The sequence below is a fragment of the Chromobacterium sp. FG22 genome (assembly GCF_057809415.1).
Genome location: NZ_JBMDJX010000004.1, coordinates 242,626 through 268,821 on the forward strand (window position 1 = coordinate 242,626; position 26,196 = coordinate 268,821).

General features: G+C 65.6%; 25 protein-coding genes. 14 read left to right on the forward strand and 11 right to left on the reverse strand.

Going from position 1 to position 26,196, the window contains the following annotated elements; translation table 11 throughout:
• Nucleotides 1–37: 37 nt before the first annotated feature.
• The 6 genes from modA to ACODSD_RS06245 all read left to right on the forward strand — a co-directional run bounded on the left by modA (nt 38) and on the right by ACODSD_RS06245 (nt 5,750).
• Nucleotides 38–766 carry a molybdate ABC transporter substrate-binding protein gene (gene modA / locus ACODSD_RS06220; protein ID WP_107798113.1) on the forward strand — a complete coding sequence of 243 codons (729 nt, stop codon included), beginning with the start codon at nt 38–40 and terminating at the stop codon, nt 764–766.
• Nucleotides 763–1,437, forward strand: a complete 675-nt coding sequence (gene modB / locus ACODSD_RS06225; RefSeq protein ID WP_107798112.1) for a molybdate ABC transporter permease subunit — start codon at nt 763–765, stop codon at nt 1,435–1,437. The genes modA and modB overlap by 4 nt, the downstream gene beginning before the upstream one ends.
• 263 nt (nt 1,438–1,700) lie before the next feature.
• Nucleotides 1,701–1,964, forward strand: a complete 264-nt coding sequence (locus ACODSD_RS06230; RefSeq protein WP_107798111.1) for a hypothetical protein — start codon at nt 1,701–1,703, stop codon at nt 1,962–1,964.
• Between the two features lie 170 nt (nt 1,965–2,134).
• Nucleotides 2,135–3,616, forward strand: a complete 1,482-nt coding sequence (gene fliD / locus ACODSD_RS06235) for a flagellar filament capping protein FliD (protein WP_488876971.1) — start codon at nt 2,135–2,137, stop codon at nt 3,614–3,616.
• A gap of 92 nt (nt 3,617–3,708) precedes the next feature.
• Nucleotides 3,709–4,407: a FadR/GntR family transcriptional regulator gene (locus ACODSD_RS06240; RefSeq protein ID WP_488876972.1), complete on the forward strand. Its 699-nt coding sequence runs from the start codon at nt 3,709–3,711 to the stop codon at nt 4,405–4,407.
• 71 nt (nt 4,408–4,478) lie between these two features.
• The gene (locus ACODSD_RS06245) at nt 4,479–5,750 is read left to right on the forward strand and encodes a CynX/NimT family MFS transporter (RefSeq protein WP_488876973.1); all 1,272 of its coding nucleotides are present in this window, start codon (nt 4,479–4,481) and stop codon (nt 5,748–5,750) included.
• 208 nt (nt 5,751–5,958) lie between these two features.
• On the opposite strand, the gene ACODSD_RS06250 is transcribed toward ACODSD_RS06245, so the two are convergent.
• Genes ACODSD_RS06250 through ACODSD_RS06260 form a run of 3 tightly spaced genes read right to left on the reverse strand, consistent with a single transcriptional unit; the run spans nt 5,959 to nt 9,720 of the window.
• Nucleotides 5,959–6,483, reverse strand: a complete 525-nt coding sequence (locus ACODSD_RS06250; RefSeq protein WP_227106865.1) for a DUF2946 family protein — start codon at nt 6,481–6,483, stop codon at nt 5,959–5,961.
• A gap of 55 nt (nt 6,484–6,538) precedes the next feature.
• On the reverse strand, nt 6,539–9,031 hold the full coding sequence (locus tag ACODSD_RS06255; protein WP_253313787.1) for an ABC transporter permease: 2,493 nt from the start codon (nt 9,029–9,031) through the stop codon (nt 6,539–6,541).
• A complete protein-coding gene (locus tag ACODSD_RS06260; RefSeq protein WP_048414370.1) occupies nt 9,028–9,720 on the reverse strand; it encodes an ABC transporter ATP-binding protein in 693 nt (230 codons plus the stop codon). Before ACODSD_RS06260 ends, ACODSD_RS06255 begins: the two co-directional genes overlap by 4 nt.
• Nucleotides 9,721–9,722: 2 nt before the next feature.
• Here ACODSD_RS06260 and ACODSD_RS06265 point away from each other — a divergent pair, with 2 nt between their 5' ends.
• A complete protein-coding gene (locus ACODSD_RS06265; RefSeq protein WP_227106861.1) occupies nt 9,723–10,322 on the forward strand; it encodes an arylesterase in 600 nt (199 codons plus the stop codon).
• Nucleotides 10,323–10,422: 100 nt separating this feature from the next.
• A complete protein-coding gene (locus tag ACODSD_RS06270) occupies nt 10,423–11,709 on the forward strand; it encodes an MFS transporter (RefSeq protein ID WP_488876974.1) in 1,287 nt (428 codons plus the stop codon).
• A gap of 76 nt (nt 11,710–11,785) precedes the next feature.
• Here the strand turns inward: ACODSD_RS06270 and ACODSD_RS06275 are convergent, their stop codons facing one another.
• The 6 genes from ACODSD_RS06275 to ACODSD_RS06300 all read right to left on the reverse strand — a co-directional run bounded on the left by ACODSD_RS06275 (nt 11,786) and on the right by ACODSD_RS06300 (nt 18,089).
• Complete coding sequence (locus tag ACODSD_RS06275) at nt 11,786–13,027, reverse strand: GGDEF domain-containing protein (RefSeq protein ID WP_146176562.1); 1,242 nt, start codon at nt 13,025–13,027, stop codon at nt 11,786–11,788.
• Nucleotides 13,024–14,226, reverse strand: coding sequence for a GGDEF domain-containing protein (locus ACODSD_RS06280; protein WP_488876975.1), 1,203 nt, complete (start codon nt 14,224–14,226; stop codon nt 13,024–13,026). The genes ACODSD_RS06275 and ACODSD_RS06280 overlap by 4 nt, the downstream gene beginning before the upstream one ends.
• A 138-nt stretch (nt 14,227–14,364) precedes the next feature.
• A complete protein-coding gene (locus ACODSD_RS06285; RefSeq protein ID WP_107798102.1) occupies nt 14,365–14,979 on the reverse strand; it encodes a peroxiredoxin in 615 nt (204 codons plus the stop codon).
• Between the two features lie 290 nt (nt 14,980–15,269).
• Entirely contained in the window at nt 15,270–17,063 is a 1,794-nt protein-coding gene (aspS, locus tag ACODSD_RS06290; protein WP_488876976.1) for an aspartate--tRNA ligase, read from the reverse strand.
• A gap of 84 nt (nt 17,064–17,147) precedes the next feature.
• Nucleotides 17,148–17,798 (reverse strand): DUF502 domain-containing protein, encoded by a 651-nt coding sequence (locus tag ACODSD_RS06295; protein ID WP_254894626.1) that lies wholly within the window; start codon nt 17,796–17,798, stop codon nt 17,148–17,150.
• Between the two features lie 24 nt (nt 17,799–17,822).
• Nucleotides 17,823–18,089: an FmdB family zinc ribbon protein gene (locus ACODSD_RS06300; protein WP_107798100.1), complete on the reverse strand. Its 267-nt coding sequence runs from the start codon at nt 18,087–18,089 to the stop codon at nt 17,823–17,825.
• A 265-nt stretch (nt 18,090–18,354) separates the two neighbouring features.
• On the opposite strand from ACODSD_RS06300, the gene fabI reads away from it, so the two are divergent.
• Genes fabI through ACODSD_RS06315 form a run of 3 tightly spaced genes read left to right on the forward strand, consistent with a single transcriptional unit; the run spans nt 18,355 to nt 21,229 of the window.
• The gene (fabI, locus tag ACODSD_RS06305; protein WP_107801628.1) at nt 18,355–19,131 is read left to right on the forward strand and encodes an enoyl-ACP reductase FabI; all 777 of its coding nucleotides are present in this window, start codon (nt 18,355–18,357) and stop codon (nt 19,129–19,131) included.
• An 11-nt stretch (nt 19,132–19,142) separates the two neighbouring features.
• Complete coding sequence (locus ACODSD_RS06310; protein WP_235084438.1) at nt 19,143–20,078, forward strand: phosphate acetyltransferase; 936 nt, start codon at nt 19,143–19,145, stop codon at nt 20,076–20,078.
• Complete coding sequence (locus ACODSD_RS06315) at nt 20,075–21,229, forward strand: acetate/propionate family kinase (RefSeq protein ID WP_235084440.1); 1,155 nt, start codon at nt 20,075–20,077, stop codon at nt 21,227–21,229. Before ACODSD_RS06310 ends, ACODSD_RS06315 begins: the two co-directional genes overlap by 4 nt.
• Before the next feature lie 88 nt (nt 21,230–21,317).
• Here the strand turns inward: ACODSD_RS06315 and ACODSD_RS06320 are convergent, their stop codons facing one another.
• Nucleotides 21,318–22,361 carry a phospholipase A gene (locus ACODSD_RS06320; protein WP_488876977.1) on the reverse strand — a complete coding sequence of 348 codons (1,044 nt, stop codon included), beginning with the start codon at nt 22,359–22,361 and terminating at the stop codon, nt 21,318–21,320.
• 93 nt (nt 22,362–22,454) lie between these two features.
• Complete coding sequence (gene rpsT, locus ACODSD_RS06325; RefSeq protein WP_048409254.1) at nt 22,455–22,718, reverse strand: 30S ribosomal protein S20; 264 nt, start codon at nt 22,716–22,718, stop codon at nt 22,455–22,457.
• A 126-nt stretch (nt 22,719–22,844) separates the two neighbouring features.
• Here rpsT and murJ point away from each other — a divergent pair, with 126 nt between their 5' ends.
• From murJ to queF, 3 genes are read left to right on the forward strand one after another with little or no spacing between them, the layout of a single operon-like run.
• Nucleotides 22,845–24,380 carry a murein biosynthesis integral membrane protein MurJ gene (murJ, locus tag ACODSD_RS06330; RefSeq protein WP_227106845.1) on the forward strand — a complete coding sequence of 512 codons (1,536 nt, stop codon included), beginning with the start codon at nt 22,845–22,847 and terminating at the stop codon, nt 24,378–24,380.
• 1 nt (nt 24,381) lies between these two features.
• Nucleotides 24,382–25,149 carry a CPBP family intramembrane glutamic endopeptidase gene (locus ACODSD_RS06335; protein ID WP_488876978.1) on the forward strand — a complete coding sequence of 256 codons (768 nt, stop codon included), beginning with the start codon at nt 24,382–24,384 and terminating at the stop codon, nt 25,147–25,149.
• A 50-nt stretch (nt 25,150–25,199) separates the two neighbouring features.
• Nucleotides 25,200–26,039 (forward strand): NADPH-dependent 7-cyano-7-deazaguanine reductase QueF, encoded by an 840-nt coding sequence (queF, locus tag ACODSD_RS06340; RefSeq protein WP_488876979.1) that lies wholly within the window; start codon nt 25,200–25,202, stop codon nt 26,037–26,039.
• Nucleotides 26,040–26,196 lie beyond the last annotated feature (157 nt).

Consider the following 26,196-nt stretch of genomic DNA (forward strand, 5'->3'; position numbering starts at 1 on the left):
CATAATGGTCGCCTCATCTCTTGTCAGAAAGCCGACCATGCCGCGCAAACTACTGAGTTTCTTGCTGTTGTTGTCCCCGCTGTTCGCCGCCGCCGACACCGTCACCGTGGCGGTCGCCAGCAATTTCCAGCAGACGCTGGACAAGATCGCGGTGGAGTTCAAGGCCGCCAGCGGCCACGACATCAAGGCCAGCGGCGGCGCTTCCGGCAAGCTCACCGCGCAGATCCGCCAGGGCGCGCCCTTCGACGTGTTCCTGTCCGCCGACGACGAACGCCCGGCCGAGCTGCTGCGCGACAAGATAGGCAAACCCGACAGCCGCTTCACCTACGCCATCGGCAAGCTGGCGCTGTGGAGCAAACAGCGCGACGACGCCGGCGAAGCCGCGCTGCGCGGCGGCAACTTCAACAAGCTGGCCATCGCCAACCCGGCGGCCGCGCCCTATGGCCGCGCGGCGATGGAAACCCTGACCGCGCTCAAGCTCGTCGACGCGCTCAAACCCAAGTTCGTCACCGGCGACAATATCAGCCAGACCATGCAGTTCGCCCAGGTCGGCGGCGCCGACTTCGCCTTCGTCGCTTACGCGCAGCTGCTGGAACAAGGCATCTCCGACCGCTACTGGCTGGTGCCGGCCAAGCTGCATCAGCCGATACGCCAGGACGCGCTGCTGGTGCGCGACACGCCGGCGGCCAGGGCCTTCCTCGCCTTCCTCAAGGGCGACAAGGCGCGCGCGCTGATCAAGAAAGCGGGCTACGACTTCGCGCAATGATGGCTTCCGAATGGGCGGCCATCGCGCTGACGCTGCGGCTGGCCGCCATCAGCACCCTGATCCTGCTCCTGCTGTGCGTGCCGCTGGGCTGGTGGCTGTCGCGCACGCGTTCGCGCCTCAAGCCGGTGATAGAGGCCGGCGCGACGCTGCCGCTGGTGCTGCCGCCCACGGTGCTGGGCTTCTATCTGCTGGTCGCCTTCGGCCCGCACGGCCCCATCGGCCAGCTGACCGCCTGGTTGGGCTGGCCCGGCCTCGCCTTCACCTTTCAAGGGCTGATCATCGCCTCGGTGCTGTACTCCTTGCCCTTTGTGCTGCAACCGCTGATCGTCAGCTTCAACGCGGTGCGGCGCGAGGAAATCGAAACCGCGATGGTATTGGGCGCCAACCGCTGGCAGCGGCTGACCCGCGTCATCCTGCCCAGCTGCCGCTCCGGCGTGCTGGCCGCCGCCAGCATGGGCTTCGCCCACACCGTGGGCGAATTCGGCGTGGTGCTGATGATAGGCGGCAATATCGAAGGGGAAACCCGGGTCATTTCCATCGCGCTGTACAACCACGTGGAACAGGCCGACTACGCCAGCGCCCACCGTCTGGGCCTGCTGCTGGTGCTGTTCGCCTTCTCCACCCTCGCCCTGGTCTACCGCCTCAACGCGCGCCAGCGCCGCTACGACTAAGAGCCGCTCGCAAAATTCCGGACCTGCCTTGCGCCCGACGGGCGCTGCCTGCGTCGACGCGCCTTGGCTCAGCTTCCCCGCGAGGTTCGCTTAGCGGTTCTTAAGAGACCGCGAATCTGGCCGCGTTTACTGACAATGCTGACATCTATCGATGCAAACCGTTACATGACGTCAACAAAACGCAGTGTTCATGCGCTATAACTTGGAGTATCGTTTTTCTCGCCCGTCATGGGCCCGACAACCTGTGCTACCAAGGATGAATCATGCGCAAATACCTGATGATCGCTGTTCTGGCCCTGACTTCCGCCAACCTGGCGCTGGCTGACGCCGCCTGCGACGCCAAAGCCGCCGAGAAGAAACTGGCCGGCGCCGCCAAAAGCAGCTTCCTGAAGAAATGCGAGAAAGACAGCGCCGCGGCCAACGCCCAGAAAGCCTGCGACGTCAAAGCCGCCGACAAGAAACTCGCCGGCGCGGCCAAGGCCAGCTTCGTGAAGAAATGCGTGAAGGACGCGGCTCCGGCCAAGTAAGCCCCCTCCCCGGCGGCCTGTCCGCCGGGACAGCCCGCTCGCCGGCAAGTCCCTGATTTTTCGCCTACACTGAGATGTGGCAACAGGGATTCTGCGGGTGAGCCATGGCAAACAATATCCTTGGAAATTACAATCCGCTGTTATCGCTTTTCGGCAATAACAACCAACTCTTGAGCGGTTTATTGGGCTCCTCGCCCATTGTGCCGCTGATCCGGAGCAGCAACAGCTCGCCAAGCGCCGGCACCGATCCCAATGTGGTGCTGATTTCCGGGCTGGGCCAATTGCTGTCCAGCCTGAACATCTTCCAAGACAGCCTGCAACAGATCTATTCCCCGTACGCGGTCAACAACTCCATCAGCGGCAGCAGCAGCAATCCGTCGGTGGCCAGCGTCTCCACCGCCGCCGGCGCGCAAAACGGCAATTACAGCGTATCCGTCTCGCAACTGGCCCAGGCTCACAGCGCGGTCACCGCCTTCACGCTGCCGGACACCAGCAGCACCACGGTGGGCAGCGGCAGCCTGACCATCAAGACCGGCAGCTACGCCTACACATCGTCCACCTCGGCCAGCAGCTTCACGCCCAGCGGCAGCTCGGCCACGCTCTCCATCAGCAACGGCACGCTGTCCAGCATCGCCACCGCCATCAACGGCTCCGGCGTCGGCATGGTGGCCAATATCGTGCAGAACGCCTCCGGCAATTATCAATTGCAGATCAGCGCCGCCCAGACCGGCGCCAGCAACAATTTCCAGATCCTGGTCAGCGACAACGACGGCAACAACACGGATCAGAACGGCTTGTCGCGCTTGGCTTTCGACCAGACCCAGGCGGTGGGCAGCGGGCAGAATCTGACCCAGACCCAGGCCGCGCAAAACGCCAACTACCTGATCAACGGCGCCTCCGGCTCCAACGCCGGCAATAGCGGCATCTCGCTGGGCGCCTCGGTATCCATGGACTTGCTGTCCACCGGCAGCACCAATATCTCGGTCAAGCTGGATCTGAACGGCCTCAACGGGCAGGCGCAATCGCTGGCCGACGCCTTCAACACCCTGCAAGGCAGCCTGAACGCGCTGCTGGTCAGCGGCGGCCTGCTCAGCCGCGACCCCATCGCCAAGCAATTGGCCAACAGCATGAACCAGCAGGCCGGCGCCAGTTACAGCAACGGCAGCTCGCTGCTGGTCAAGCTGAACCAGATCGGCCTCAATTTTCAATATCCGCAGCAGTTCGGCCAGATGGGCAGCCTCAGCCTGAGCAACAACAGCCTGCAAAGCGCTTACAGCGGCGACTCCCAGGGCGTGGCCAATCTGCTCTACACCGCCGCCCGGGCGCTGAACTGGCTGGCCAACAGCTACGCCTCCTATGGCAACGGCACCATTCCGCAAACCCTGACCGCCTTGCAGAAAATGCAATTCAGCCTGCAGCTGCGGCAGTCGGCCACCCCGACGTCCAACACCGTCCCCGCCAACCTCGCCTCCTTGACCGGTAACCAGTCCGGCACCATCCAGCTGAGCGCGCAGCAGATCAGCGCGCTATCGCTGTACGCGATGGTTTACTCTCTGGGCGCGCCCTATGCGGTCAATTCCCAGATTCTGAACAACGGCCTGGGCCTGTCCGGCAACGGCAACAGCGGCAACGGCATCTCCACTTATGCATGATTGATATTTGCTATTTGTTTTTCATCTAGCATTGCCTGCGCCGTACTGTCTCGTTAAAATTCATCGGATGATTGGATGAATAAGGAGGCCGCATGCTGGCGCTGCCCTATAAACGCTCGCTGGTCGACATCGCCGTGGAAAACATCGCCAAACGTCTGGCGGACGGCGACTGGCCGATAGGCGCTCGCATTCCCACCGAACCGGAACTGGCGGAGCAGCTGGGCGTCAGCCGCAACACGGTGCGCGAGGCGGTGCGGGTGCTGCTCTACGCCGGCCTGCTGGAGGTGCGCCAGGGCGACGGCAGCTATGTGCGCGCCACGGTCAACCCCGGCGAGGCGATGCGCGCCATCAGCCGCGCCAGCCTGCGCGAACACTTGGAAGTGCGCTGCATGCTGGAGGAAAGCGCCGCTCGGCTGGCGGCCGGCCGCTGCCCGGAAGCGGATCTCAGCGCGATAGCGGACGCGCTGGCGCGGCGCGGCGAACGCCTGCCGCAGGAGCCGCTGGAGGACTTCATCGAGCGGGATCTGGAATTTCATCTCGCCATCGCCAACGCCAGCGGCAACCAGGCTTTGGCCGAGCTCTACGCCTATTTTTCACGCGCGGTGCGCCAGCACGTGCAGCAATCCATCCTGGACGAGGCCTTGCCGGACCCCGACCTCGCCGCCCACCAGGCGATTTACGAAGCCATCCGCCAGCGGCGGCCAGACGAAGCCGGACAAGCCGCCGCCGCCATTACCCGCCCCTTGCTGGAGGCGCTGGACCGCTTGCTGGATCGCCCCGCCAAGGTTTAAGCCAAATTTGAGCCGGCCCTCAGGCGCGGGGAGCCGGTTCCGACAACAACAAAAGCGCAGAAGGAAAACCCATGTCCACACCCAAATCCATGCCTGACCACCTGCCGGTCGAGGACACGCTGATCGACGCCGAGATCGACGACGCCGGCGTGCAAAGCCAGCGCCCCGCGCTGCACCGTCCCTGGCTCTTGCTGCTGGGCCTGATCCTGGTCGGCGTCAATCTGCGGCCGGCGCTGTCCAGCCTGTCCCCGGTGCTGGGCGATGTCGCCGCCAGCCGCGGGCTCAGCGGCATGATGGCCGGCCTGCTCACCACGCTGCCGGTCGCTTGCCTGGGCCTGTTCGGCCCGCTGGCGCCGCGGCTGGCCCGCCGCTGGGGCAGCGAAAAGACCATCGCGCTGATCCTGGTGACGCTGGCGCTCGGCATCCTGCTGCGCACCCAGTTCGGCCAAGTCGGCCTGTTCGCCGGCTCGGCGCTGGCCGGCGCCAGCATCGGCATCATCGGCGTGCTGCTGCCCGGCATCGTCAAGCGCGACTTTCCGCGCCAGGTCAGCCTGATGACCGGGGTCTACACCATGGCGCTATGCCTGGGCGCGGCGCTGGCCGCCGGCCTGACCGTGCCGGCGATGCACTGGATGGGGAACAGCTGGCAAGGCGCGCTGGCGATCTGGGCGACCCCGGCGCTGCTGGCCTTGCTGGCCTGGTGGCCGCAGACGCGAAAACAACAAGCGGCCCACCACGGCCAATGGCTGGTGCGCGGCCTGCTGCGCGACCCGCTGGCCTGGCAGGTGACGCTGTTCATGGGCTTGCAGTCATCCATGGCTTACATCGTGTTCGGCTGGCTGCCGTCCATCCTGATAGACCGCGGCGAAACGCCGCTGCACGCCGGTCTGCTGCTGTCCATTTCCATCATGGTGCAAGTGGCCTCCTCGCTGCTGGTGCCGGCGCTGGGACAGCGCTGCCGCGACCAGCGCCCGCCTATCGCCGCCACCGTGGCGCTGGTGCTCAGCGGCCTGTTGGGCATGTTGTTCGCGCCCACCGACAGCCTGCTGCTCTGGGCGGTCTTGCTGGGCCTGGGCCAGGGCGGCCTGTTCAGCATGGCGCTGAGCCTGCTGGCGCTGCGCTCGCCGGACCCCCATGTCGCCGCCCATTTGTCCGGCATGGCTCAGGGCGTCGGCTACGCGCTGGCCTCGCTCGGCCCGCTCAGCGTGGGCCTGATCCGCGACCAGACCCACGCGCTGTGGCCGCTGGGCCTGTTGTTCTCGCTGATCTCCGCCGCCACCTTCGCCATGGGCATGCTGGCCGGGCGCAAGCGTCTGGTGCAGGTGGAGTCGCGTCCGCTCTAAGAACCTGTTTACGATCTGCTACGCTTCGTGGAGCGTTACACGGTGAGTACGGCTTCAAAATGCTCATGTACCGTGTGTACACTCCGCTTTTTCAGCCGTTTTCGCCTTGTCTCGCCCTTGCTCGCGAGATCGTAAACCGGTTCTAAGCCATCCGCGGACCAAACAAAACCCCGGGCTTGCCCGGGGTTTTGTTTGGAGGTGAAACGGCTCAGCCCTTGGGCCGGCCGACAATGCCGTAACGCCGCCACAAGTCCGGCAGGCTCTCCTTGCCCAGCGGGATGGCGCTCTTGCCCAAGGCCAGCCGGTCCGGCAGCGAGTCCATGTCGCCGTCCCAGCCCGGCGCCCCTTCTTCCAGCACCGCGGCCAGGTCGCGGTCGTCCACCGCCGCCAGCTCGCCGCCGATCTCGATCAGCAACATGCCCTCCGGCGTCAGCCAGGCGGAGCGCGCCGGCACGTCGTCGTCGTAGGGCAGCGTGCGCCAGCCCGACGGAGTGCGCCGCGCCACCAGCGGCGCGGCGTCCAGCGTCACATAGACTTTCTGCGGCCCGTTCTGCACATAACAGCGCCCCAGCCCGTCGCGGCTGTAATTGCGGCCGAAAAACTCCACCATCGCCTCGTGCTGCAGGCGTTCGTCCTTGATCCACCACTGGCCGCGCGCATCCAGCCGCAGCCAGCCGAACACGGCGGGCACGTTCGGCCACTTGGCCATTGCCGCCTGTACTATCGCATCCATCATGCGTCTCCTTGCGGGCTTGCTCCCGCTTGATTCTCAGCTTTGACCACTACACTCAGATCGCTCTCAACACCGCCATCGGCGACGTTCTGGTCACCCGCCCCACAAGCGGCCAACCGGCCACCACCACCACCAGCGCGCCGCTGGCGACGCCGGCGGGCAACAGCCACGGATTGAACACCAAGGGCAGATTGAACAATTTGACCGAAGCCAAAGCGCCGATGCCCATGGCGCCCAAGGCCGCCAATAAACCGGAAAACGCGCCCAACCAGGCCAGCTCCGCCAGCACCACGCTGCGCACCTGGCGCCGCGACGCCCCCAGCGCCCGCATCAGGCCGACATCGAACAGCCTCTCGTCGCGAGTGGCCGCCAGCGACGCCCACAACACCAGCACGCCGGCGGCCAGGGCCAGGCCGAACATGGCTTCGATGCCGCGCGACAGCTTGTCCATCATCGCCCTCACCTCGCTCAGGATCGCCCCGACGTCGATCACGGTCAGATTGGGAAACTCGCCCACCAGGCGGTTGACGAAGTCCTCGTCCGCCGCCTCCAGACGGAAGCTGGTGATCCAGCTGGCCGGCTGCTGGCTGAACTGGCCCGGCGTGCCGATCACGAAGAAATTGACGCGGAAGCTGTCCCACGGCACCTCCCGCAAACTGCTCACCTTGGCGCGGTAAGCGGTGCCGGCCAGATCGAAGACCAGCGTGTCCCCCAGCTTGATGCCCAAGGTGGCGGCCAGCTCGCGCTCCACCGAGAACTGCGGCGGAATCCGTTTCTGAGGCTGCCACCACTGGCCCGCCGTCAGCTTGTTGCCCGGCGGCAACTCGTCGCGCCAGGACAGGTTGAACTCCCGCTCGGCCAGCCGACGCGCGCGTTCGTCCTCGTAAGCCGACGGCCGCACCGGATGCTCGTTGATCGCGATCAGCCGCGCCCGCACCATGGGCGCCAGCTCCGGCGCCGCGCGTCCCTCCACCGCGAAGGCGTTGCGCACGCCGTCGAGCTGGTGGCGCTGGATATTGATGACGAATTTATTCGGCGCGTCCGCCGGCACGCTGCGCTGCCAGGCGCCGATCAGGTCGTCGCGCACAATGGTCAGCGTCAGCAAGGCCATCAGGCCCACCGACAAGGACACGATCTGGATCACCGCCAGCCAGTGGCGGCGCGCGATATTGGCGATGCCGAAGCGCCAGCCCACCCGGCGTCCGCGCGGCAGCCGCCGCATCAGATAGACCACGCCCAGCGCCAGCGCGCCCACGGCGGCGAAGAAGCCCAGCATGCCGGCCAGCAGCCAGCCGGCCACCGCCAGATCGCCCACCTGCCAGGCGGCCAGGCCCAGCAAGGCCACCAGGGCCAGCAAGGGCGCCAGCACGCCCTGGCGGGTCGGCGTCAATTCATCGCGCAGCACCGCGGCCGGCGGCACGTCGCGTATGCCCATCAAGGGCGGCAGAGCCAGGCCGGCCAGCAACACCAGCGAGGCCAGCGGCCCCACCAGCCAGGTCAGCCAGCCCGGGTCCGGCAGTATTTCGCCGACATAGCCGCTGGCCAAGCGCATCAAGGCCAGCTGCACGCCGAAGCCGCCGGCGGTGCCCAAGGCGCCGGCCAGCAGGCCCAACAAGAGGAATAGGCTGACGAACAGCCCCCACACCTCGCCCGCCGTCAGGCCCAGGCAGCGCAGCACCGCCACCTGCTGCCAATGGCGCGCCAGATAGCGGCGGACCACCAGCGCCACCGCCGACGCCGCCAGCGCCACGGTCAGCATCGCGGTCAGGCCCAGGAAACGCCGCGCGCGCTCCAGCGCGGTGCGCACTTCCGGCCTCGCCTCCTCGACGTTTTCCAGCCGCGCGTCCTTGGGCTTGGCCTTGTCCAGCCACTGGCGGAAGTCGGCGATACCTCGGTCGTCGCCGGCGAACATCAGGCGCCAGCGCGCGCGGCTGCCTTCCTGGATCAGGCCGGTGGCGGCCAGGTCGGCGCGGTTGAACATCAGCCGCGGCACGAAGTTGTACAGGTCCATCGCGCCGTCCGGCTCGCGGACGATTTCGCCGGCCAGCCGCAGTTGCGCGCCGCCGACGCCCAGGGTGTCGCCCAGTTTCAGCTTCAAGCGCCGCATCAGACGGGCGTCGGCCCAGGCGGTGCCCGCGGCCGGCCGCAGGCTGCCGGTTTCCACGCGGCCGTCGGCCAGGCGCACGCTGACTTCGCCGCGCAAGGGGTAGTTGTCGCTGACCGATTTATACGTGGCCAAAGCCGCCTGACCGCCGGAAAACACCATGGAGGGAAAGCTGATGTTGTCGGCCAGCCGCAGACCGCGCTTTTCCGCCTCCCGGCGGATGGGTTCCGGCGCCGGCTGATTGCCGTTGAGCACCAGGTCGGCGGCCAGCAGCTGCGTGGCCTGGGTGGTCAGCGCGCGTTCCACGCGATCGGAGAAAAAGGCCACGCTGCTCATCGCCATCACCGCCACCACCAGGGCCAGGGCCAGGATGGTCAGTTCGCCGGACACCAGTTCGCGGCGGATGAAGCGCAACACCAGGGTCAAGCGGCCGGCCAGAGTCATGAGCGCGCCCCGTTGAGCTTGCCTTCCACCAGCCGGTAGATGGCGTCGCAGCGGCTGGCCAGCTCGGTGTCGTGGGTGACCAGCACCAAGGCGGTGCCCTGCTCGGCGTTGAGCTGGAACAGCAGATCGATGATCTGGCGGCCGCTGTGCGGGTCCAGATTGCCGGTGGGCTCGTCGGCGAACAAGAGGCCGGGATGAATGACGAAGGCGCGCGCCAAGGCCACCCGCTGCTGCTCGCCGCCGGACAGATGGCGCGGATAATGGCCCAGCCTGTGGCTGAGGCCGACGCGGTCCAGCATCTGCCGCGCCGCTTCGCGCGCGTCGGCGCGGCCGGCCAGCTCCAGCGGCAGCATCACGTTTTCCAGCGCGGTCAGTTGCGGCATCAGCTGGAAATTCTGGAACACGAACCCCACCTTGTCTCTGCGCAGCAGCGCGCGCGCGTCTTCGCTCAAGCCGGACAGCGCCTGGCCGAACAAGGACACCTCGCCGCCGGACGGATGATCCAGCCCCGCCAACAGGGACAACAAGGTAGACTTGCCGGAGCCGGAAGCGCCGACGATGGCCACGCTCTCGCCCGGATACAGGGTCAGCGTGGCGCTGCGCAGGATGTTCAGCGGCTCGCCGTGGAAATGCACCTGCTTGGCCAGCTCGCTGGCCGCCAACACCGCCTGGGTTTCAATTGGATTCATTTATGCGCTCGATACTAAGCAAAGTTCTACTTTCCGCCGGCCTGTGCCTGCTGATGCTGCCGGCGTCCGCCGCGACGATACTGGTCTTCGGCGACAGCCTGTCAGCCGGTTACGGCCTCTCTCCCGGCCAGGGCTGGGTCAGCCTGCTCGCCAAGGAGATGGGGGCGAAGCACCGCATCGTCAATGCCAGCATTTCCGGCGAAACCACCGCCGGCGGCCTGGCCCGCCTGCCGGACGCGCTGGCGCGCCATCGCCCGGACATCGTGGTGCTGGAATTGGGCGCCAACGACGGCCTGCGCGGCCTGCCGCTGGAGCAAATGCGCGGCAACCTGTCCAAGATGATCGCCTTGGCCAAACAAAGCAAGGCCAAGGTGGTGCTGGTGGGCATGGCCCTGCCCCCGAACTATGGCCCGCAATACGGCGCCGAGTTCCGCAAAGCCTACGCCGACCTGGCCAGGCGCGAGCGCCTGTCCTTCGTTCCGCTGCTGGTGGCCGGCTTCGAGGCCGATCTATCCAAGTTCCAGCCGGATGGCTTGCACCCGGCCGCCGCCGCCCAGCCCGCGATGATGCGCACGGTCAAGGCCAAGCTGCCGCTGAGCTGAAAAGCCGCGGCGTCCCGGACGGACGGATATTCATGGTGTTGACTTTCTTCGTTGCAACGCAGCAAGATAAGTCAAAAGCATAATCATATCCTGGATTCTTATGAGCCGCCCGCCCCCTTCCCCCTGGCTGAAACGCCTGCTGTCCCCCTATCGCGGCCTGCCCGCCACGGTCTACATCCAGGTGCTGTGCAGCCTGATCAACAATATCGGCGGCATTTCCAAACTATTCCTGCCGCTCTATCTGCGCGAGAGCTACCAGCTGGGCTATGCGCAGATCGGTCTGACCATGGCGGCCTACGGCGCCGGCGCGCTGCTGGGCTCCCTCAACGGCGGCTCGCTATCCGACCGCTTCGACGGCCGCAAGCTGGCCACGCTGTTCCTGTCCGTTTCCGGCCTGTGCCTGCTGTTGCTGGCGCTCGCCATCCCGCTATGGCTGTTCGCGCCGGTCTTGCTGGTCTCCGGTTTCGCCGACGGCGCTTTCCGGCCGGTCAATCTGCGCCTGGCGCTGGAACCCTGTCTGCCGCGGCAGCGCGCGGTGGCCCAGGGCATGTTGCGGGTGGCCTTCAACCTGGGCGTCGCCGGCGCCGGTTTGCTCAGCGGCTCGCTGGCCGCCATCGGCTATGGCTGGGTTTACGCCGCCAACGCCGCCGCCACGCTGAGCGCGGCGCTATGGCTGGCCTGGGCCTACCGCCGCGCCGGCGCGGCCCACGCAGAGCCGCCGCGGGCCGGCGAAGACGCCGGCGGCCGCCAAGGCCCCTGGCGCGACGCGCCCTTTCTGCGCATGTTGCTGGGCATGGTGCTGATGACCGCGGTATTCGACCAGATCTATGTGACGCTGGGACTGTTCCTGCGCGAGCATTACCAGCTGGGGCCGCAATGGGTGGGTTATCTGTTCACGCTGAACGGCCTGATGGTGGTGGCGCTGCAGATCGCCATCAGCCGCCGCATCCTGGATTGGGGCCTGCTGGCCAGCACTCAAACCGGGGTGCTGTTGACCGGTTTCGCCTTCCTGTGGCTGACCCTGGGCCAGGGTCCGCTGTGGGCGGTGCTGATGATGGCGACGCTGACGCTGGGCGAACTGCTGGTGTCGCCCTGCTACGCCATGCTGGTGATGCACCGCTCGGAAGGCCGGCTTCGCGGCCGCTATCTGGGGCTGTACAACGCGGTGTGGCAGGGCCGCACCCTGTTCGCCCCGGCGCTGGGCACCTGGCTGTACGGCGCCGTGGGCGGCATTGCGCTATGGTGGCTGTGCGCCGCCGCCGTCTGTCTGTCGGCGCTGATCCAGCAGCCGGCGCTGCGCGCCATGCTCGCTAATGAGCCCGAGCCGGCGCCCCCAAACCCGTACAAGCTCTCGCAAGCCCGCGCGAGACAAGGCGAAAACAGCTGAAGAAACGGCATGCACAGGCGGCGCGCAAGCCGGCCGGAGCGGCGCTCACGAAACGCGGCGGGCCTTGATCAGCTGCTCAGCCGGCCTGGCCCCGCTCCGGCTCCGCGTTCCACAGGCATACCCGGTTGCGGCCGGACGCCTTGGCGCGGTACAAGGCGGCGTCCGCCTGCAACAAGGCCTGCTGGCTGCCGTTCAGCGGCGGCTGGCCCGCCACGCCGATGGACACCGTCTGCGCATAGCCCTCCGGCAAGCCGTCCAACTGGGCCTGCGCCAGGCGCAGCCTGACCGCCTCCATTCTTTCCGCCAAGCCCTCCGGCGCCAAGCCCGGCGCCAGCACCACGAACTCCTCGCCGCCATAGCGCGCCAGCGTCATCCAGGCCTCCAGACAGGAGGCGATGTGCTTGGCCGCCTGCTGCAGCACCTGGTCGCCCACCAAATGGCCGAAACGGTCGTTCACCTGCTTGAACTCGTCCAGATCCAACATCGCCAGGCTCCAGGGGCCCGCGTCGGACTGATCCAGCTCCGCCATGCGGCAGCGCAAGGCCCGCTGGTTCAAACAGCCGGTCAGCACGTCGGAGTCCGCCAGCAGATGCATCTGCTCCGCCGCCTGCTGCAGCATCTGTCTGCGCTGTTCCAGCAGTTCCCGCTTGGCCGCGCTTTCCGCGTACAGATCTTGCAGCCGGCGCAGCACCACCGCATTGCGCTCGCGCAGCCTCACGGTGTCGCGCAGCAGGGGGTTGAAGCTGGACAGGAACTCCCATTGCACCAGGATGAAGATCACCGCGCCCACCAGCAAGGCGCTGTACAGCAAGGTGCCCTCGCAATGGAAGCGGTAGAGCGGATACACCCAGTAGCCGACGAAGAAGGTCAGGTGCAGATCGCGGCACGGCGCCAGCAGCAGGCATACCGCAGCGAAGCCGCCGGCCAGCCACAGCACGACCACGATGCGGTAGGGCCCTTCCTCCTGCGGAAACATGAACCACATCATCATGCTCCACACCAAGGCGCTGAACAGCATCAGTTGCCGCAGCGCCTGGTAATGCCGGAACACCTGGTCCTGGGTATGCGCGTAACGGCGAAAGCGGTAGACCAGGCGCGCGAACAGCAGCTGCATCAGCAGGAACATGCCCACCCAGCACAGGATGCGCCAGCCGGGCGCGTGCCCGTACATCAGCACGCCAAACAGGGGAATGGCGATGAAGGACTGCAGGATAGAGAGCTGAAGCATGGAGACGAACTGGCGCACCAGCTCCGCCTCCAGCTGCGGGTGCGCGGCCTGCCAGGGAAACGGCATCAGAATGCCCAGTCTTCGCCTCACGCCCCGGCCTCTCTCGCCAGGCAGACGCGGTCGCGCCCTTGCGCCTTGGCCTGGTACAAGGCCTTGTCCGCCTGTTGCAGCAAGCCCAGCGGGTCCACGCCCGGCCGCCAGGCGGCCACGCCGCAGGACAAGGTCACCGGCAAGTCGCCGGTCCAGCGCCGCCAGTCCCAGCCGCCCACCTTGTCGCGCAGCGTTTCCATGCGCCGGCTCAATTCGGCGCCGCTGCAGGCCGGCGCCAGCAGCAGGAACTCCTCGCCGCCGTAACGGCCGAACAGCTCGCCGTCCGCCAGGGCCTGCTGCGCCAGCTCGCACAGCTGCTGCAACACTTCGTCGCCGCGCGCATGGCCGCAGCTGTCGTTGACGCGCTTGAAATGGTCCAGGTCGATGATGGCGATGGCGAAAGGCGCGCCCTGGGTTTCCGAAAGCTCCAACAGGCGCTCCATTTCCCGCATCAGGGTTCGCATGTTCAGCACCCCGGTCAAGGGATCGCGCGAGGCCAGTTCGCTGATGCGCTCCACGGCGCCGTCCAGTTCTATGTTTTGCCGCTCCAGTATCGCGTTGTAGCTGTCCAGCTGCGTCTGTTCCAGCGTCAACTCGCGCATCAGGCTGGCGTTTTCGGCGCGCTGCCCCATGGATTCCAGCGCGAAGCGATGCAATAAGGCGGTGAACAGCGTCAGCGACAGGCAATAGATGATGCCGGAAGCGCCCACCCAGCGCAGCACCGCTTCCGGCGAGAGAAACATGCGCAGCAGCAGCAGGCCCCAGAGCGGGCCGACGAAGCCGTAAAACAGCTCCCGGCGCGCGGACAACATCGCGCCTTGCACCGCGCTGACCGCGATGCCCCACAGCACCACGATCAGGCTGTAAGTCAGATCGTCGCTGGGCATCAGAATCCAGGCGGCCAGGCCCCAGCCCGCGCCCGCGGCGACGATCTGCGCGGAAAAACGCCTATGCAAGGCGGCGATCTGCCAGGCGTCGTGCTCGGGGCAGCGGCAAGCCCGCCACGTGGTGCCCCACAGGCTTAGCAGCAGCAGGCTGAAAAGCAATAGCCACAGCAAGGCGGCCACCAGCGGCGCCCGCCCCCATTCCAGACCGGTCAGCAGGGCCGCGCCCAATAAGGCGTGCGGCACGGACAGGTGGGTGGAGCGCATCGCATGCAGCATGGTGAAGCTGTCCAGCTGGCTGATCGGCAAAGACATGGCTTGGGCCTGTCCTATTTTGGAAACTTATTGTTAGTTATAGCGAGCAATGCGCCAAACCGGCCAAGGCCGCGCAAGAAAAAGCCCCGCGGGCCAAGGCGCGCGGGGCAGGGTCGGACGCAATCCGTTAAAGACGGATTACAGGTCCTTGGCGTTTTCGGCCAGGTAGGAAGCCACGCCTTCGGCGCTCGGCTTCATGCCTTTCTTGCCCTTGTTCCAACCAGCCGGGCACACTTCGCCGTGCTCTTCGGTGAATTGCAGCGCGTCAACCATGCGCAGCATTTCGTCGACGTTGCGGCCCAGCGGCAGGTTGTTCACCACTTGGTGCTGCACCACGCCGGAACGGTCGATCAGGAAGGAGCCGCGGAAAGCGACGCCGCCGTCGGCTTCAACGTCGAAGGCCTTGCACAGTTCGTGCTGGATGTCGCCCACCAGGGTGTAGCCAACTTGGCCGATGCCGCCTTTTTCCACCGGGGTGTTGCGCCATGCGGCGTGGGAGAACTGGCTGTCGATGGACACGCCGATCACTTCCACGTTCTTGGCTTTGAAGTCCGCCAGGCGGTGATCGAAAGCGATCAGCTCGGACGGGCACACGAAGGTGAAGTCCAGCGGGTAGAAGAACACTACCGCGTACTTGCCGGCGGTAGCTTGCTTGAAGGAGTAGTTGTCAACGATCTGACCATCGCCCAGCACGGCGGAGAAGGTTTTCGCGCCATCGAAGAAGGGGGCTTGTTTGCCAACGAGTACGGCCATTGCGGATCTCCTTAAAGGTCTTGGTATGACTGCGCTTCCCTGTTCGGGCATCGGGAAACGCGGCGGAATGCGAGGCTTTATAAAACAGGGCCGCCGACATCGGCAAATTGTAAATCCATATCGTTGCGATAAAGTTTTGCAATGTCGGCCCGGCAGGCGCTCGCTTACAAGTATGAGGCCGCTATTAGATTGGGCCAAAAGCGCAAGGTTCAAGCCGACGTCTCCGGCCGGCCCGGAATAAAAAACGGCCGCTGCATGGCAGCGGCCGTCGGCATCGCGTCAAACCGGCATCAAGCGGACGGCTCGGCCTTCTGGCGCAGACGCAGGTTCAGTTCGCGCAGTTGCTTGTCGTCCACCGCGTTGGGCGCGTTGGTCAGCAGGCACTGGGCGCGCTGGGTTTTCGGGAAGGCGATCACGTCGCGGATGGACTCCGCGCCGCACATCAGCGTCACCAGACGATCCAGGCCGAAGGCCAGGCCGCCGTGCGGCGGCGCGCCGAACTTCAGGTTGTCCAGCAGGAAGCCGAACTTGTTCTGCTGCTCTTCCGGGCTGATCTTCAGCGCGCCGAACACTTTTTCCTGGATCTCGGCGCGGTGGATACGGATGGAGCCGCCGCCGATTTCCCAGCCGTTCAGCACCATATCGTAGGCGCGCGCCAGGCAGGCGCCCGGATTGGTGGCCATCAGGTCCTCGTGGCCCTGCTTCGGGCTGGTGAACGGATGGTGGCAGGCGGTCCAGCGGTCGTCGTCCTCGTCGTGCTCGAACATCGGGAAGTCCACCACCCACAGCGGGCGCCATTCCTTGACGAAGTAGCCGTTGGCCAGGCCGTGCTCGTGGCCGATCTTGATGCGCAGCGCGCCGATGGCCTCGTTCACCACCTTGGCCTTGTCCGCGCCGAAGAAGATGATGTCGCCGTTTTGCGCGCCGGTGCGCTCGATGATGGCTTTCAGGCCGTCAGCGGACAGGAACTTGACGATGGGCGACTGCAGGCCTTCTTCGGTGGGCTTGCTGGCGTCGTTGACCTTGATGTAGGCCAGCCCCTTGGCGCCGTAGATGCTCACGAACTGGGTGTAGTCGTCGATTTCCTTGCGGCTGAGGCCGGAACCGCCCGGCACGCGCAGGGCCACCACGCGGCCGCCCGCCATGTCGGCCGCGCCGCGGAACACCTTGAACTCTTCCGACTTCATCACATCGGTCAGTTCGGTGAATTTCAGGTCCACGCGCATGTCCGGCTTGTCGGAGCCGTAGTAGAACATCGCGTCGGCGTAAGTCATGCGCGGGAACTGCGGCAGTTCCACGCCCAGCACGTCGCGGAAGATCTCCTTGGTCATGCCCTCGGTGATGTCCATGATCTGGTCCTCGTTCAGGAACGAGGTCTCGATATCGATCTGGGTGAATTCAGGCTGACGGTCGGCGCGCAGGTCTTCGTCGCGGAAGCACTTGGTGATCTGGTAGTAGCGGTCGAAGCCGGCCACCATCAGCAATTGCTTGAACAGCTGCGGCGATTGCGGCAGCGCGAAGAATTCGCCCGGGTGCACGCGGGACGGCACCAGGTAGTCGCGCGCGCCTTCCGGCGTGGAGCGGGTCAGCATCGGGGTTTCGATGTCGATGAAGCCCTGCTTGTCCAGATGGTTGCGCACGCCCATCGCCACCTTGTAACGCAGACGCAGGTTTTTCTGCATCGCCGGACGGCGCAGATCGATCACGCGGTTGGTCAGGCGCACGTTCTCGGACAGATTCTCGTCGTCGATCTGGAACGGCGGCGTGGCGGCGGCGTTGAGGATCTCGATGTCCTTGGCCAGGATTTCGATCTCGCCGGAAATCATCTTGCTGTTGGCGGTGCCGGCCGGACGCTCGCGCACGATGCCGGTGATGGACAGCACGTATTCGCCGCGGCTGCTGTCGGCCAGCTGGAACGCTTCCGGGGTGTCCGGATCGATCACCACCTGCACCAGGCCTTCGCGGTCGCGCAGGTCGATGAAGATCACGCCGCCATGGTCGCGGCGGCGGTGAGCCCAGCCCTTCACGGTAACGGTCTGGCCGAGGTATTTCTTGTCAATAAGTCCGCAATAGTCGGTACGCATTTGGGTAAACCCTTTTATTCAAATTCGGTGAGGCTTCCCCGCCCGGGGGAAAGAAAGGCGTTAAGGGCTAGACAGGGTGTCGGTCTAGCCCTGCCGATTATGTTCGTCGTTCAGACGCGGACGCTGGGCGGCCGGCGGCGGGTTCGGCGCCACCATGCCCATGGAGATCGCGTATTTCAACGCTTCGTCCACGCTCATGTTCAAGGCGCGGGTGTCCTTCTTGGCCACCATCACGAAATAACCCGAGGTCGGGTTGGGGATGGTGGGCACGTAGACCCCGATGAACTCGTCGTCGGACAGCGATTCGGACACGACTTCAGGCAGCGGGCCGGTTTGAAACGCCACCGTCCACATGCCGGAATGAGGGAACTGCACCAGCAGCGCCTTTTTGAAGGCCTGGCCGGAGTCGGACAACAGCGTGTCGCTGACTTGCTTGACGCTGTTGTAAATGCTTTTCACCACCGGGATGCGGGACAGCAGCGCGTCCCACATGTCCAGCACGCGCTGACCCAGCACATTGGCGGCCAGCATGCCGGTGCCCAACAGAATCAGCACCGACAGCACCACGCCCAGGCCCGGCAGATGGAAGCCGAGCAAGGCCTCCGGCTGCCATTCCTGCGGCAACAGGTTCAGCGTCTGGTCCAGCGAAGTGACGATCAGGTTCAACACCCACAGCGTCACGGCCAAAGGCAGCCACACCAGCAAGCCGGTGACGAGATAGCCCTTAAGCGTCATTTTGATTTGCGGCGTCATCGAGGTTTACGCGCACCCACAGCCGGTGCCGCAACTATGACCTCCGCCGCTGTCCGAAGACGCGGAGGAGGAAGAGCCGGACGCGGACGCGCCGCCCTTGAAGTCCGTGGCGTACCAGCCGGAACCCTTCAGCTGGAAGCCGGCCGCGGACAGCTGCTTGCGGTACTCCGCGCTGCCGCAGGCCGGGCATTGCGCGACAGGCTCGTCGCTGAGTTTTTGCAGATGCTCTTTGGCGACGCCGCAGGCGCCGCAACGGTATTCGTAGATTGGCATAGCTTTGCTTCCCCACCAGTAATCATGATGGCATAATAAACCGAACTCATGCTGCACTGCACTATCCGAGCGTGAACTTACGCTCGGCATGCCTAGTCGGACAGATGCGGACGAACGCCCCCAAGATCAAGCCTTCGTTCCCGCCAAATCGTCGATTATATCCGACTGAATCGTCAATACAAAAATCCCTTTGCTTCATTAGCCCGCAATACTGCCCTGCAACCCTACAAATCCCGGAGGTCACATGGTTTACCAAGAGGGTCAGATGGAAAGCATTCGCAACATTCTTGCCGGCAAGAAAGGCCTGATCGTAGGCATCGCCAACGAGAACAGCATCGCCTACGGCTGCGCCAGCGTGCTGCGCGACCTGGGCGCGGAGTTCGCCGTCACCTACCTGAACCAGAAAGCGGAAAAATACGTGCGTCCGCTGGCCGACCAGCTGGGTTCGCCGCTGGTGCTGCCGCTGGACGTGGAACAGCCGGGGCAGATGGAAGCGGTGTTCGAGGCCATTCGTCAGCAATGGGGCAAACTGGATTTCGTCATTCACTCCATCGCCTATTGTCCGATGGACGATCTGCACGGCCGCGTCACCGACTGCTCGCTGGAAGGCTTCCAGCAGGCGATGCGCGTGTCCTGCTACTCCTTCATCGAAATGGCGCGTCTGGCCGAACCCTTGATGAGCCAGGGCGGCAGCCTGATCACCATGAGTTATTACGGCGCCGACAAGGTGGTGGAGAACTACAACATCATGGGTCCGGTCAAGGCGGCGCTGGAAAGCGTGTCGCGCTACCTGGCCAGCGAGCTGGGCGCCAAGAATATCCGCGTGCACGCGGTGTCCCCCGGCCCCTTGCGCACCCGCGCCGCCTCCGGCATCGCCCACTTCGACCAGTTGATCGAGGACGCCATCGCCCGCGCGCCGCAAAACCGCCTGGTGGAAATCGAGGACGTGGGCACCACCTGCGCCTTCCTGATCTCCGAAGCCGCCCGCGGCCTGACCGGCCAGACCATCTATGTCGATGGCGGCCATCACATCAAGGCCTGAGGGAACACGCCATGACACGCGACGAACACGCTTTTTCCGACATCCTTCAACAGGCCGTCGGCCTGGGGCCGCTGCCGATGGCGGTGACCCACCCCTGCAGCCGCGAGGCGCTGTTGGGCGCGGTGGAAGCCGCCGACCACGGCATCGCCACCCCCATCCTGGTGGCCCCCGCCGCCAGGCTGGCCAAGCTGGCCGACGAACTGGAAGTGGACCTGAGCCGCTTCGAGCTGGTCGACGTGCCGCACAGCCACGCCGCCGCCGAACAGGCGGTGAGCCTGGTCCGCGACGGCTACGCCGACATCCTGATGAAGGGCAGCCTGCACACCGACGAATTCATGGGCGAAGCGCTGGCGCGCGGCACCGGCATCCGCACCGACCGCCGCATCAGCCACGTCTGGATCATGAAGGTGGAGACCTATCCGCGCTACCTGTTCATCACCGACGCCGCGATCAATATCGAACCGGACCTGCTGACCAAGCGCGACATCTGTCAGAACGCCATCGACCTGACCCAGGCGCTGGGCATACGCCAGCCCAAGGTGGCCATCCTGGCCGCGGTGGAAACCATCAATCCGGCGATGCGCTCCACGCTGGACGCCGCCGCGCTGTGCAAGATGGCGGACCGCGGCCAGATCACCGGCGCCATCCTCGACGGCCCGCTGGCTTTCGACAACGCCATCTCGCGCGAAGCCGCCGACAGCAAGGGCATCGTCTCGCCGGTGGCCGGCGATCCCGACATCCTGCTGGTGCCGGATCTTGAGGCCGGCAATATGCTGGGCAAGCAGCTGACGTATCTGGCCGCCGCGGCCTCCGCCGGCATCGTGATGGGCGCGCGCGCGCCCATCGTGCTGACCAGCCGCGCCGACGACGCCAACGGCCGCCTCGCCTCCGCCGCCGTGGCCAATTTGCTGGCGCACAAACGCCGGCAAAGCGGACAGCGGACATGAGCCGGGTGCTGCTCGCCGTCAACGCCGGCTCCTCCACGCTGAAATTCCGCGCCTTCGCGCCGGACGGCCGCCAATTGCTGGCGCGCGGCATGGTGGACCGCTTCGGCCAGGCCAAGCCGGAGCTGCAATTGCTGGACGGCAAGGGCCAGACGCTGAGCCGCCACGCGCTGGACGACGGCAGCCGCGGCAGCGCCATCGCCGCGGTGATCAACAGCCTGGCCGATCAGCAGCTGGAACCGCTGGCCGTGGTGCACCGCGTGGTGCACGGCGGCGGCCGTTTCACCGCCGCCATGCGGCTGGACGCCGACATCCGCGCCCAGCTGGAGGACTACGTGGCGCTGGCGCCGCTGCATCAGCCGGTCAGCCTGTCGGTGATCGCCGCCTTCGAGGAATACGACGCCCGTTTGCCGCAGTTCGCCTGCTTCGACACCGCCTTCCACGCTCAACAGCCGGAAGTGGCCACCCGCTTCGGCATCGCCCGCCATTGGCATGATGAAGGCGTCCGCCGCTACGGCTTCCACGGCCTGTCCTACGCCGCCATCGCGCGGCGGCTGCCGGAGCTGGGCCTGGAACGCGCCAAGGTGGTGGTCTGCCACCTGGGCAGCGGCGCCAGCGCCTGCGCGCTGGACGCCGGCCGCAGCATGGCGTCCAGCATGGGTTTCTCCGCGGTGGACGGCTTGATGATGGGCAGCCGCCCCGGCTATATCGATCCGGAAGTCATTCTCTACTGGCAGGAACAGGCCGGCATGAGCGTGGCCGAGGTGAGGCGCGAGCTGTACAAGAACTCCGGCCTGCTCGGCGTCTCCGGCCTGTCCTCAGACATGCGCGAACTGCTGGCCAGCGATTTGCCGGCGGCGCGCGAGGCCATCGAGCTGTTCTGTTACCGGGTGGCGCGGGAAGTGGCCAGCCTGGCGGCGGCGATGAAGGGGTTGGACGCGGTGGTGTTCACCGCCGGCGTGGGCGAGCACTCGCCGGAAGTACGCGGCCGGGTGCTGCAACAGCTGGCCTGGCTGGGCTTTGAAGCCGACCAGGCCGCCAATCTGGCCCAGGCGCGGCGGCTGACCACCGCCGCCAGCCCGCGCGCGGCCTATGTGCTGCCTACCGACGAGGAAGGCGAAATGGCGCGCCAGGCGGCCGCGCTGCTGCAATAAGCGCAGGGCCCGCCCATGGGCGGGCCTGCTTCGGGCCTGTTCACAATCTTTCCAACAGCCGCGCAGCGAACTCCAAAGCTAGCGAGACTCACTCCAGCCAGTCGCTCATCGTCAGCCCCACGCCCAGCGCGCGGGTGCGCACGTTGTAATCGATCAGGCTTTCGCCGTAACCGTCGAAAGCCTGCACATAACCGCGCAGCTTGCCCTTCACCGGGAAACTCCAGTCCAGTTGCAGTCCATGCTTGCCGCTGTCGAAATTGGGCCGCCACATGGCGCTGAAAGTCTGGCCGCGGTACTGGTAGATCGCCTGCAGATCCCCGTGCCCCATGTATTTGACGATGTCGGGATTGTCGTCCTTGTCGCCGGACTCCGGCAGCCTGGCCCACCAGCGGCCTTGCAGCGTGAACGGACCGTTGTCCAGCGCAGCCATCGCGTACACCCGGTTCCAGCTGCGCGACAAGGGATTGGCGCGGCCGTTGGATTGATGCAACAAACCCAGGCCGCCCATACGCAGCCGGGTGTCGCCCCAGGCCCAGGCGGACGGCAAGGGGAAGGTAAGAATCAGTTCCGGCTCGTAGTCGGTGCCGCGGAACGGCGCGGAATGCGCCTGGTTGTAGATTTGCCAATGCGATTGCTGGGTGTAGGCGAACCACAGGTTCAGCGGGGTATCGAAAATGTCTTCCCACACCTTGGTCTTGAACGACAGCTGGAATTTGGCCTCGGTCTTGTCCAGTTCCCCGCCCGGCGTCTGGCTGGGCGGCCGGGTCGGCGACTGCGGCTCGTTATTGGGCTTGGCCATCTGCCAGACCGGCAGATAGTAATTGGGGCGGTATAAGCGAAACCCGAAGGTGTCGCCGCGCGAGCGCCCGTCCAGATCCCAGGCTTCGGCCAGCCGGCTGGGAGCCGGCGCGGCATCCGGCTCTACGCCGGCGGCCGGAAGCGGGCGCTCCGGAGGCGCGGCGGCCGCGGAAGACGGCGCTGCGGGCGCCGCAGCGGCCGCCAGCCCGTCGTAGCAGGCCAGACGCAGCCTGGCGTCCGCCAGGCGGCCGCAATCGGCCAGTTGCTGCGGCAGTTCCGCCGCCAGGGTCTGCGCCGCGCACAAAGCCAGCGCCCAAGCCGTCCATCCCGACATAGCCATGCCTCCAGCGAGGGAAATCGATGCGCCAGACACACAAAAGGCTCCGCGATGCGGAGCCTTTGCGTATTCTTCAGCGCTGGGCTGTGATCAGGCCATGGCCTTGATCTGAGCCGACAGACGGCTCTTGTGACGAGCGGCCTTGTTCTTGTGGAACACGCCCTTGTCAGCAATGCGGTCAATCACTTTTTCGGAAGTCTGGAACACTACCTTGGCAGCGGCTTTATCGCCTGCTTCAACTGCCTTGAGCACTTTCTTAACTGCGGTACGGAACGCAGTACGCAGGCTGGCGTTGTGCGCGCGCTGCTTAAGGGCTGTGCGTGCACGCTTGCGAGCTTGTGCGCTGTTAGCCATGAATCTTTCTCCTGATGAGCGGAATCTGAAACCCGCGATTCTAAGCCCTAAACTCAGGTTTTGCAACAATAAACCTGGCGGCGTACACTAGCGGGCTTGCTCAACGCTAGATAAACCACCCGCAACATGAATCTGCTCAAGGCTCTGGCTGCTGTCAGCAGCATGACCATGGTGTCCCGCATCCTGGGTCTGGTCCGCGATACCATCATCGCCCGCGTTTTCGGGGCCGGCATGGCCGCCGACGCCTTCAACGCCGCCTTCAAGATTCCCAATATGCTGCGCCGCCTGTTCGCCGAAGGCGCGTTTTCGCAGGCTTTCGTGCCCATTCTCGGCGAATACAAGAACCAGCGCAGCGAAGAGGAAACCCGGGAATTCATCGCCAAAATCACCGGCGTGCTGGGCTCGGTGCTGCTGCTGGTTACCGCCGTGGGCATGCTGGCCGCGCCGCTGATCATGTGGATATCCGCGCCCGGCTTTTACCGCGAGCCGGCCAAGGCCGCCTTGTTCGCCGACATCCTGCGCGTGTCCTTTCCTTATATCTTCTTCATTTCGCTGTCCTCCATGACCGGCAGCGTGCTCAACAGCTGGGGCAAGTTCTCGATTCCGGCTTTCACCCCCACCTTCCTCAACCTGAGCTTCATCGTGTTCGCGCTGTTCTTCAGCAGCCGCTTCGATCCGCCCATCATGGCGCTGGCCTGGGCGGTCTTCGTCGGCGGCCTGGTGCAACTGGTGTGGCAGCTGCCCTTCCTGAAGCAGATAGGCATGCTGGCGCGCCCGGTGTTCGCCTTCCGCGACCCGGCGGTCTGGCGCGTGATCCGGCAAATGGGACCGGCCATCTTCGGCGTGTCGGTGGCGCAGATCTCCTTGCTGATCAACTCCACCTTCGCCTCCTTTCTGCCCACCGGCAGCGTGTCCTGGATGTATTACGCCGACCGGCTGATGGAGTTCCCGTCCGGCGTGCTGGGCGTGGCGCTGGGCACCATCCTGCTGCCCTCGCTGTCCAAACACGCCGCCACCCGCTCCGACGGGGAGTTCAGCGTGCTCTTGGACTGGGGCATCCGCCTGTCCCTGCTGCTGGCGGTGCCGGCCACGGTGGGCCTGGGCCTGCTGTCCGGCCCGCTGCTGGCCACTCTGTTCACCTACGGCAAATTCACCGCCCACGACGCGCTGATGTCGCAGCAGGCGGTGATCGCCTACTCCTTCGGCCTGCTCGGTCTGATCCTGGTCAAGGTGCTGGCGCCCGGCTTCTACGCACGCCAGGACATCAAGACCCCGGTGCGCATCGCGCTGATCACCCTGTGCCTGACCCAGCTGATGAACCTGGCCTTCGTGTTTCCGCTCAAGCACGCCGGCCTGGCGCTGTCCATCGGCCTCGCCTCCTGCCTCAACGCCGGCCTGCTGCTGCGCGCGCTGCTCAAGCGCGGCATCTACCAGCCCTCGGCCGGCTGGGGCGGCTTCCTCAGCAAGATGGCCGTGGCCATCGCGGCCATGGCCGCCGCGCTGCTGGCGCTGCAATGGCTGCTGCCCGTCCACTGGCACGGCCCGGCCTGGCAACGCGTGGCCTGGCTGAGCCTGCTGGTGTCGGCCGGCGCGGCCGTCTATTTCGCCGCGCTGTTCGCGCTCGGCTTCCGCCCGCGCGACTTCATGCGCCGCGAGCGCTGACATGACCAGCCAGCCACGTCTGCCCGCCCTGACGCCAGCCGATCGTCAGGCGGCCGGCGTGCTGCTGGTCAGCTGCCTGTGCCTGACCTTGCTCTACTACCCCGCCAACCGTTACTGGATGATGGACTGGCTGCTGCAATGGTGGCCGGCGCTGGGCTTGTCCTTCCGCCAGCAGGTGGTGCACAACCCGGACACCGATCTCTACCGCGCCGCCTACTGGGCGCTGGCCAGCATCGCCAGCTACTGCCTGCTGCCGCTGCTGGCCATCCGGCTGCTGGATCGCCGCCCGCTGGCCGACTTCGGCCTGGCCTGGCCGGACCGCGCCACGCTGAAGACGGACCTGAAGCTGTTCCCGCTGTTCTACGCCCTGATGCTGCCCTTGGTATGGTGGGCGTCCGGCCAGCCGGGCTTTTTGAAGATCTACCCCTTCTTCCGGCTCAGCCCCGGCGAGAGCTTGTGGCCGCACTGGCTGCTGTGGGAGCTCTTGTATTTCGCCCAGTTCGCCGCGCTGGAATTCTTCTTCCGCGGCTATATGGTGCACGGCCTCAAACCGCGGCTGGGCGTCAGCGCCGTCTTCGTGATGGTGCTGCCCTACTGCATGATCCATTTTGAGAAACCGCTGCTGGAGAGCCTGGCCGCCATCGTAGCCGGCATCGCGCTGGGCGCGCTCAGCTACCGCTACCGTTCCATCTGGCTGGGCATCGCGCTGCATTGCAGCGTGGCGCTGACCATGGATTTGATGGCGCTGTGGCGCAAGGGCCTGCTTTAAAAAGCGGCTCACGATCTGCCGCCTCTTTGAAAATCGATATAATTCAAGCCATGAACACTCAAGCCATGTCCCCGGAGCAATCCCCTCTGGGCAAAACCGTCAGCTACCAGGATCATTACGATCCCCATCTGCTGTTTCCGATCCCGCGCCAGGCCAAGCGCGACGAAATCGGCGTGGACACCGCCGCGCTGCCCTTTGCCGGCGTGGACATCTGGACCGGTTTCGAACTGTCCTGGCTCAACGCCCGCGGCAAGCCCCAGGTGGGCATCGCCGCCTTCCGCATCCCGGCCGACAGCCCGAACCTGATCGAATCCAAATCCTTCAAGCTCTATCTGAACAGCTATAACCAGACCCGGATGGCCGGCCTGGACGCGCTGCGCCGCCAGCTGGCCGCGGACCTGTCCGCCGCCGCCGGCAAGCCGATAGGCGTCGACATCATGCTGCCGCAGCAGTTCGGCGGCGAAACCGTGGCCGAACTGGCCGGCGACTGCATCGATGATCTGGACATCGAAGTGGACAACTACGCGCCCTGCCCGCAGATTCTGCGCGCCGACGCCGGCGACATTGTCAGCGAGACCCTGTGCAGCCATCTGCTGAAATCCAACTGCCTGGTCACCGGCCAGCCAGACTGGGGCAGCGTGCAGATCCGCTACACCGGCCCTCGGCTGGACCGCGAGGCGCTGCTGCGCTACCTGATAGGCTTCCGCCAGCACAATGAATTCCACGAGCAATGCGTGGAGCGCATCTTCACCGATCTGCTCCGCGCCTGCGCGCCGAGCCGCCTCACCGTCTACGCGCGCTACACCCGCCGCGGCGGACTGGACATCAATCCCTTCCGCAGCAATTGCGGCGAGATGCCGGTGGGCAACACCCGCACCGCGCGGCAATAAGACCCTTTCTGAGCGGGAAAAGCAAAAAGGCCGGCGAATGCCGGCCTTTTTGTCATTCTGGAAACGATGATCAATGGATCTTAAAGCCTGTTTACGATCTCGCGAGCTAGGGCGAGACAAGGCGAAAACGGTTGAAGAAGCGGAATGTACAGGTGGT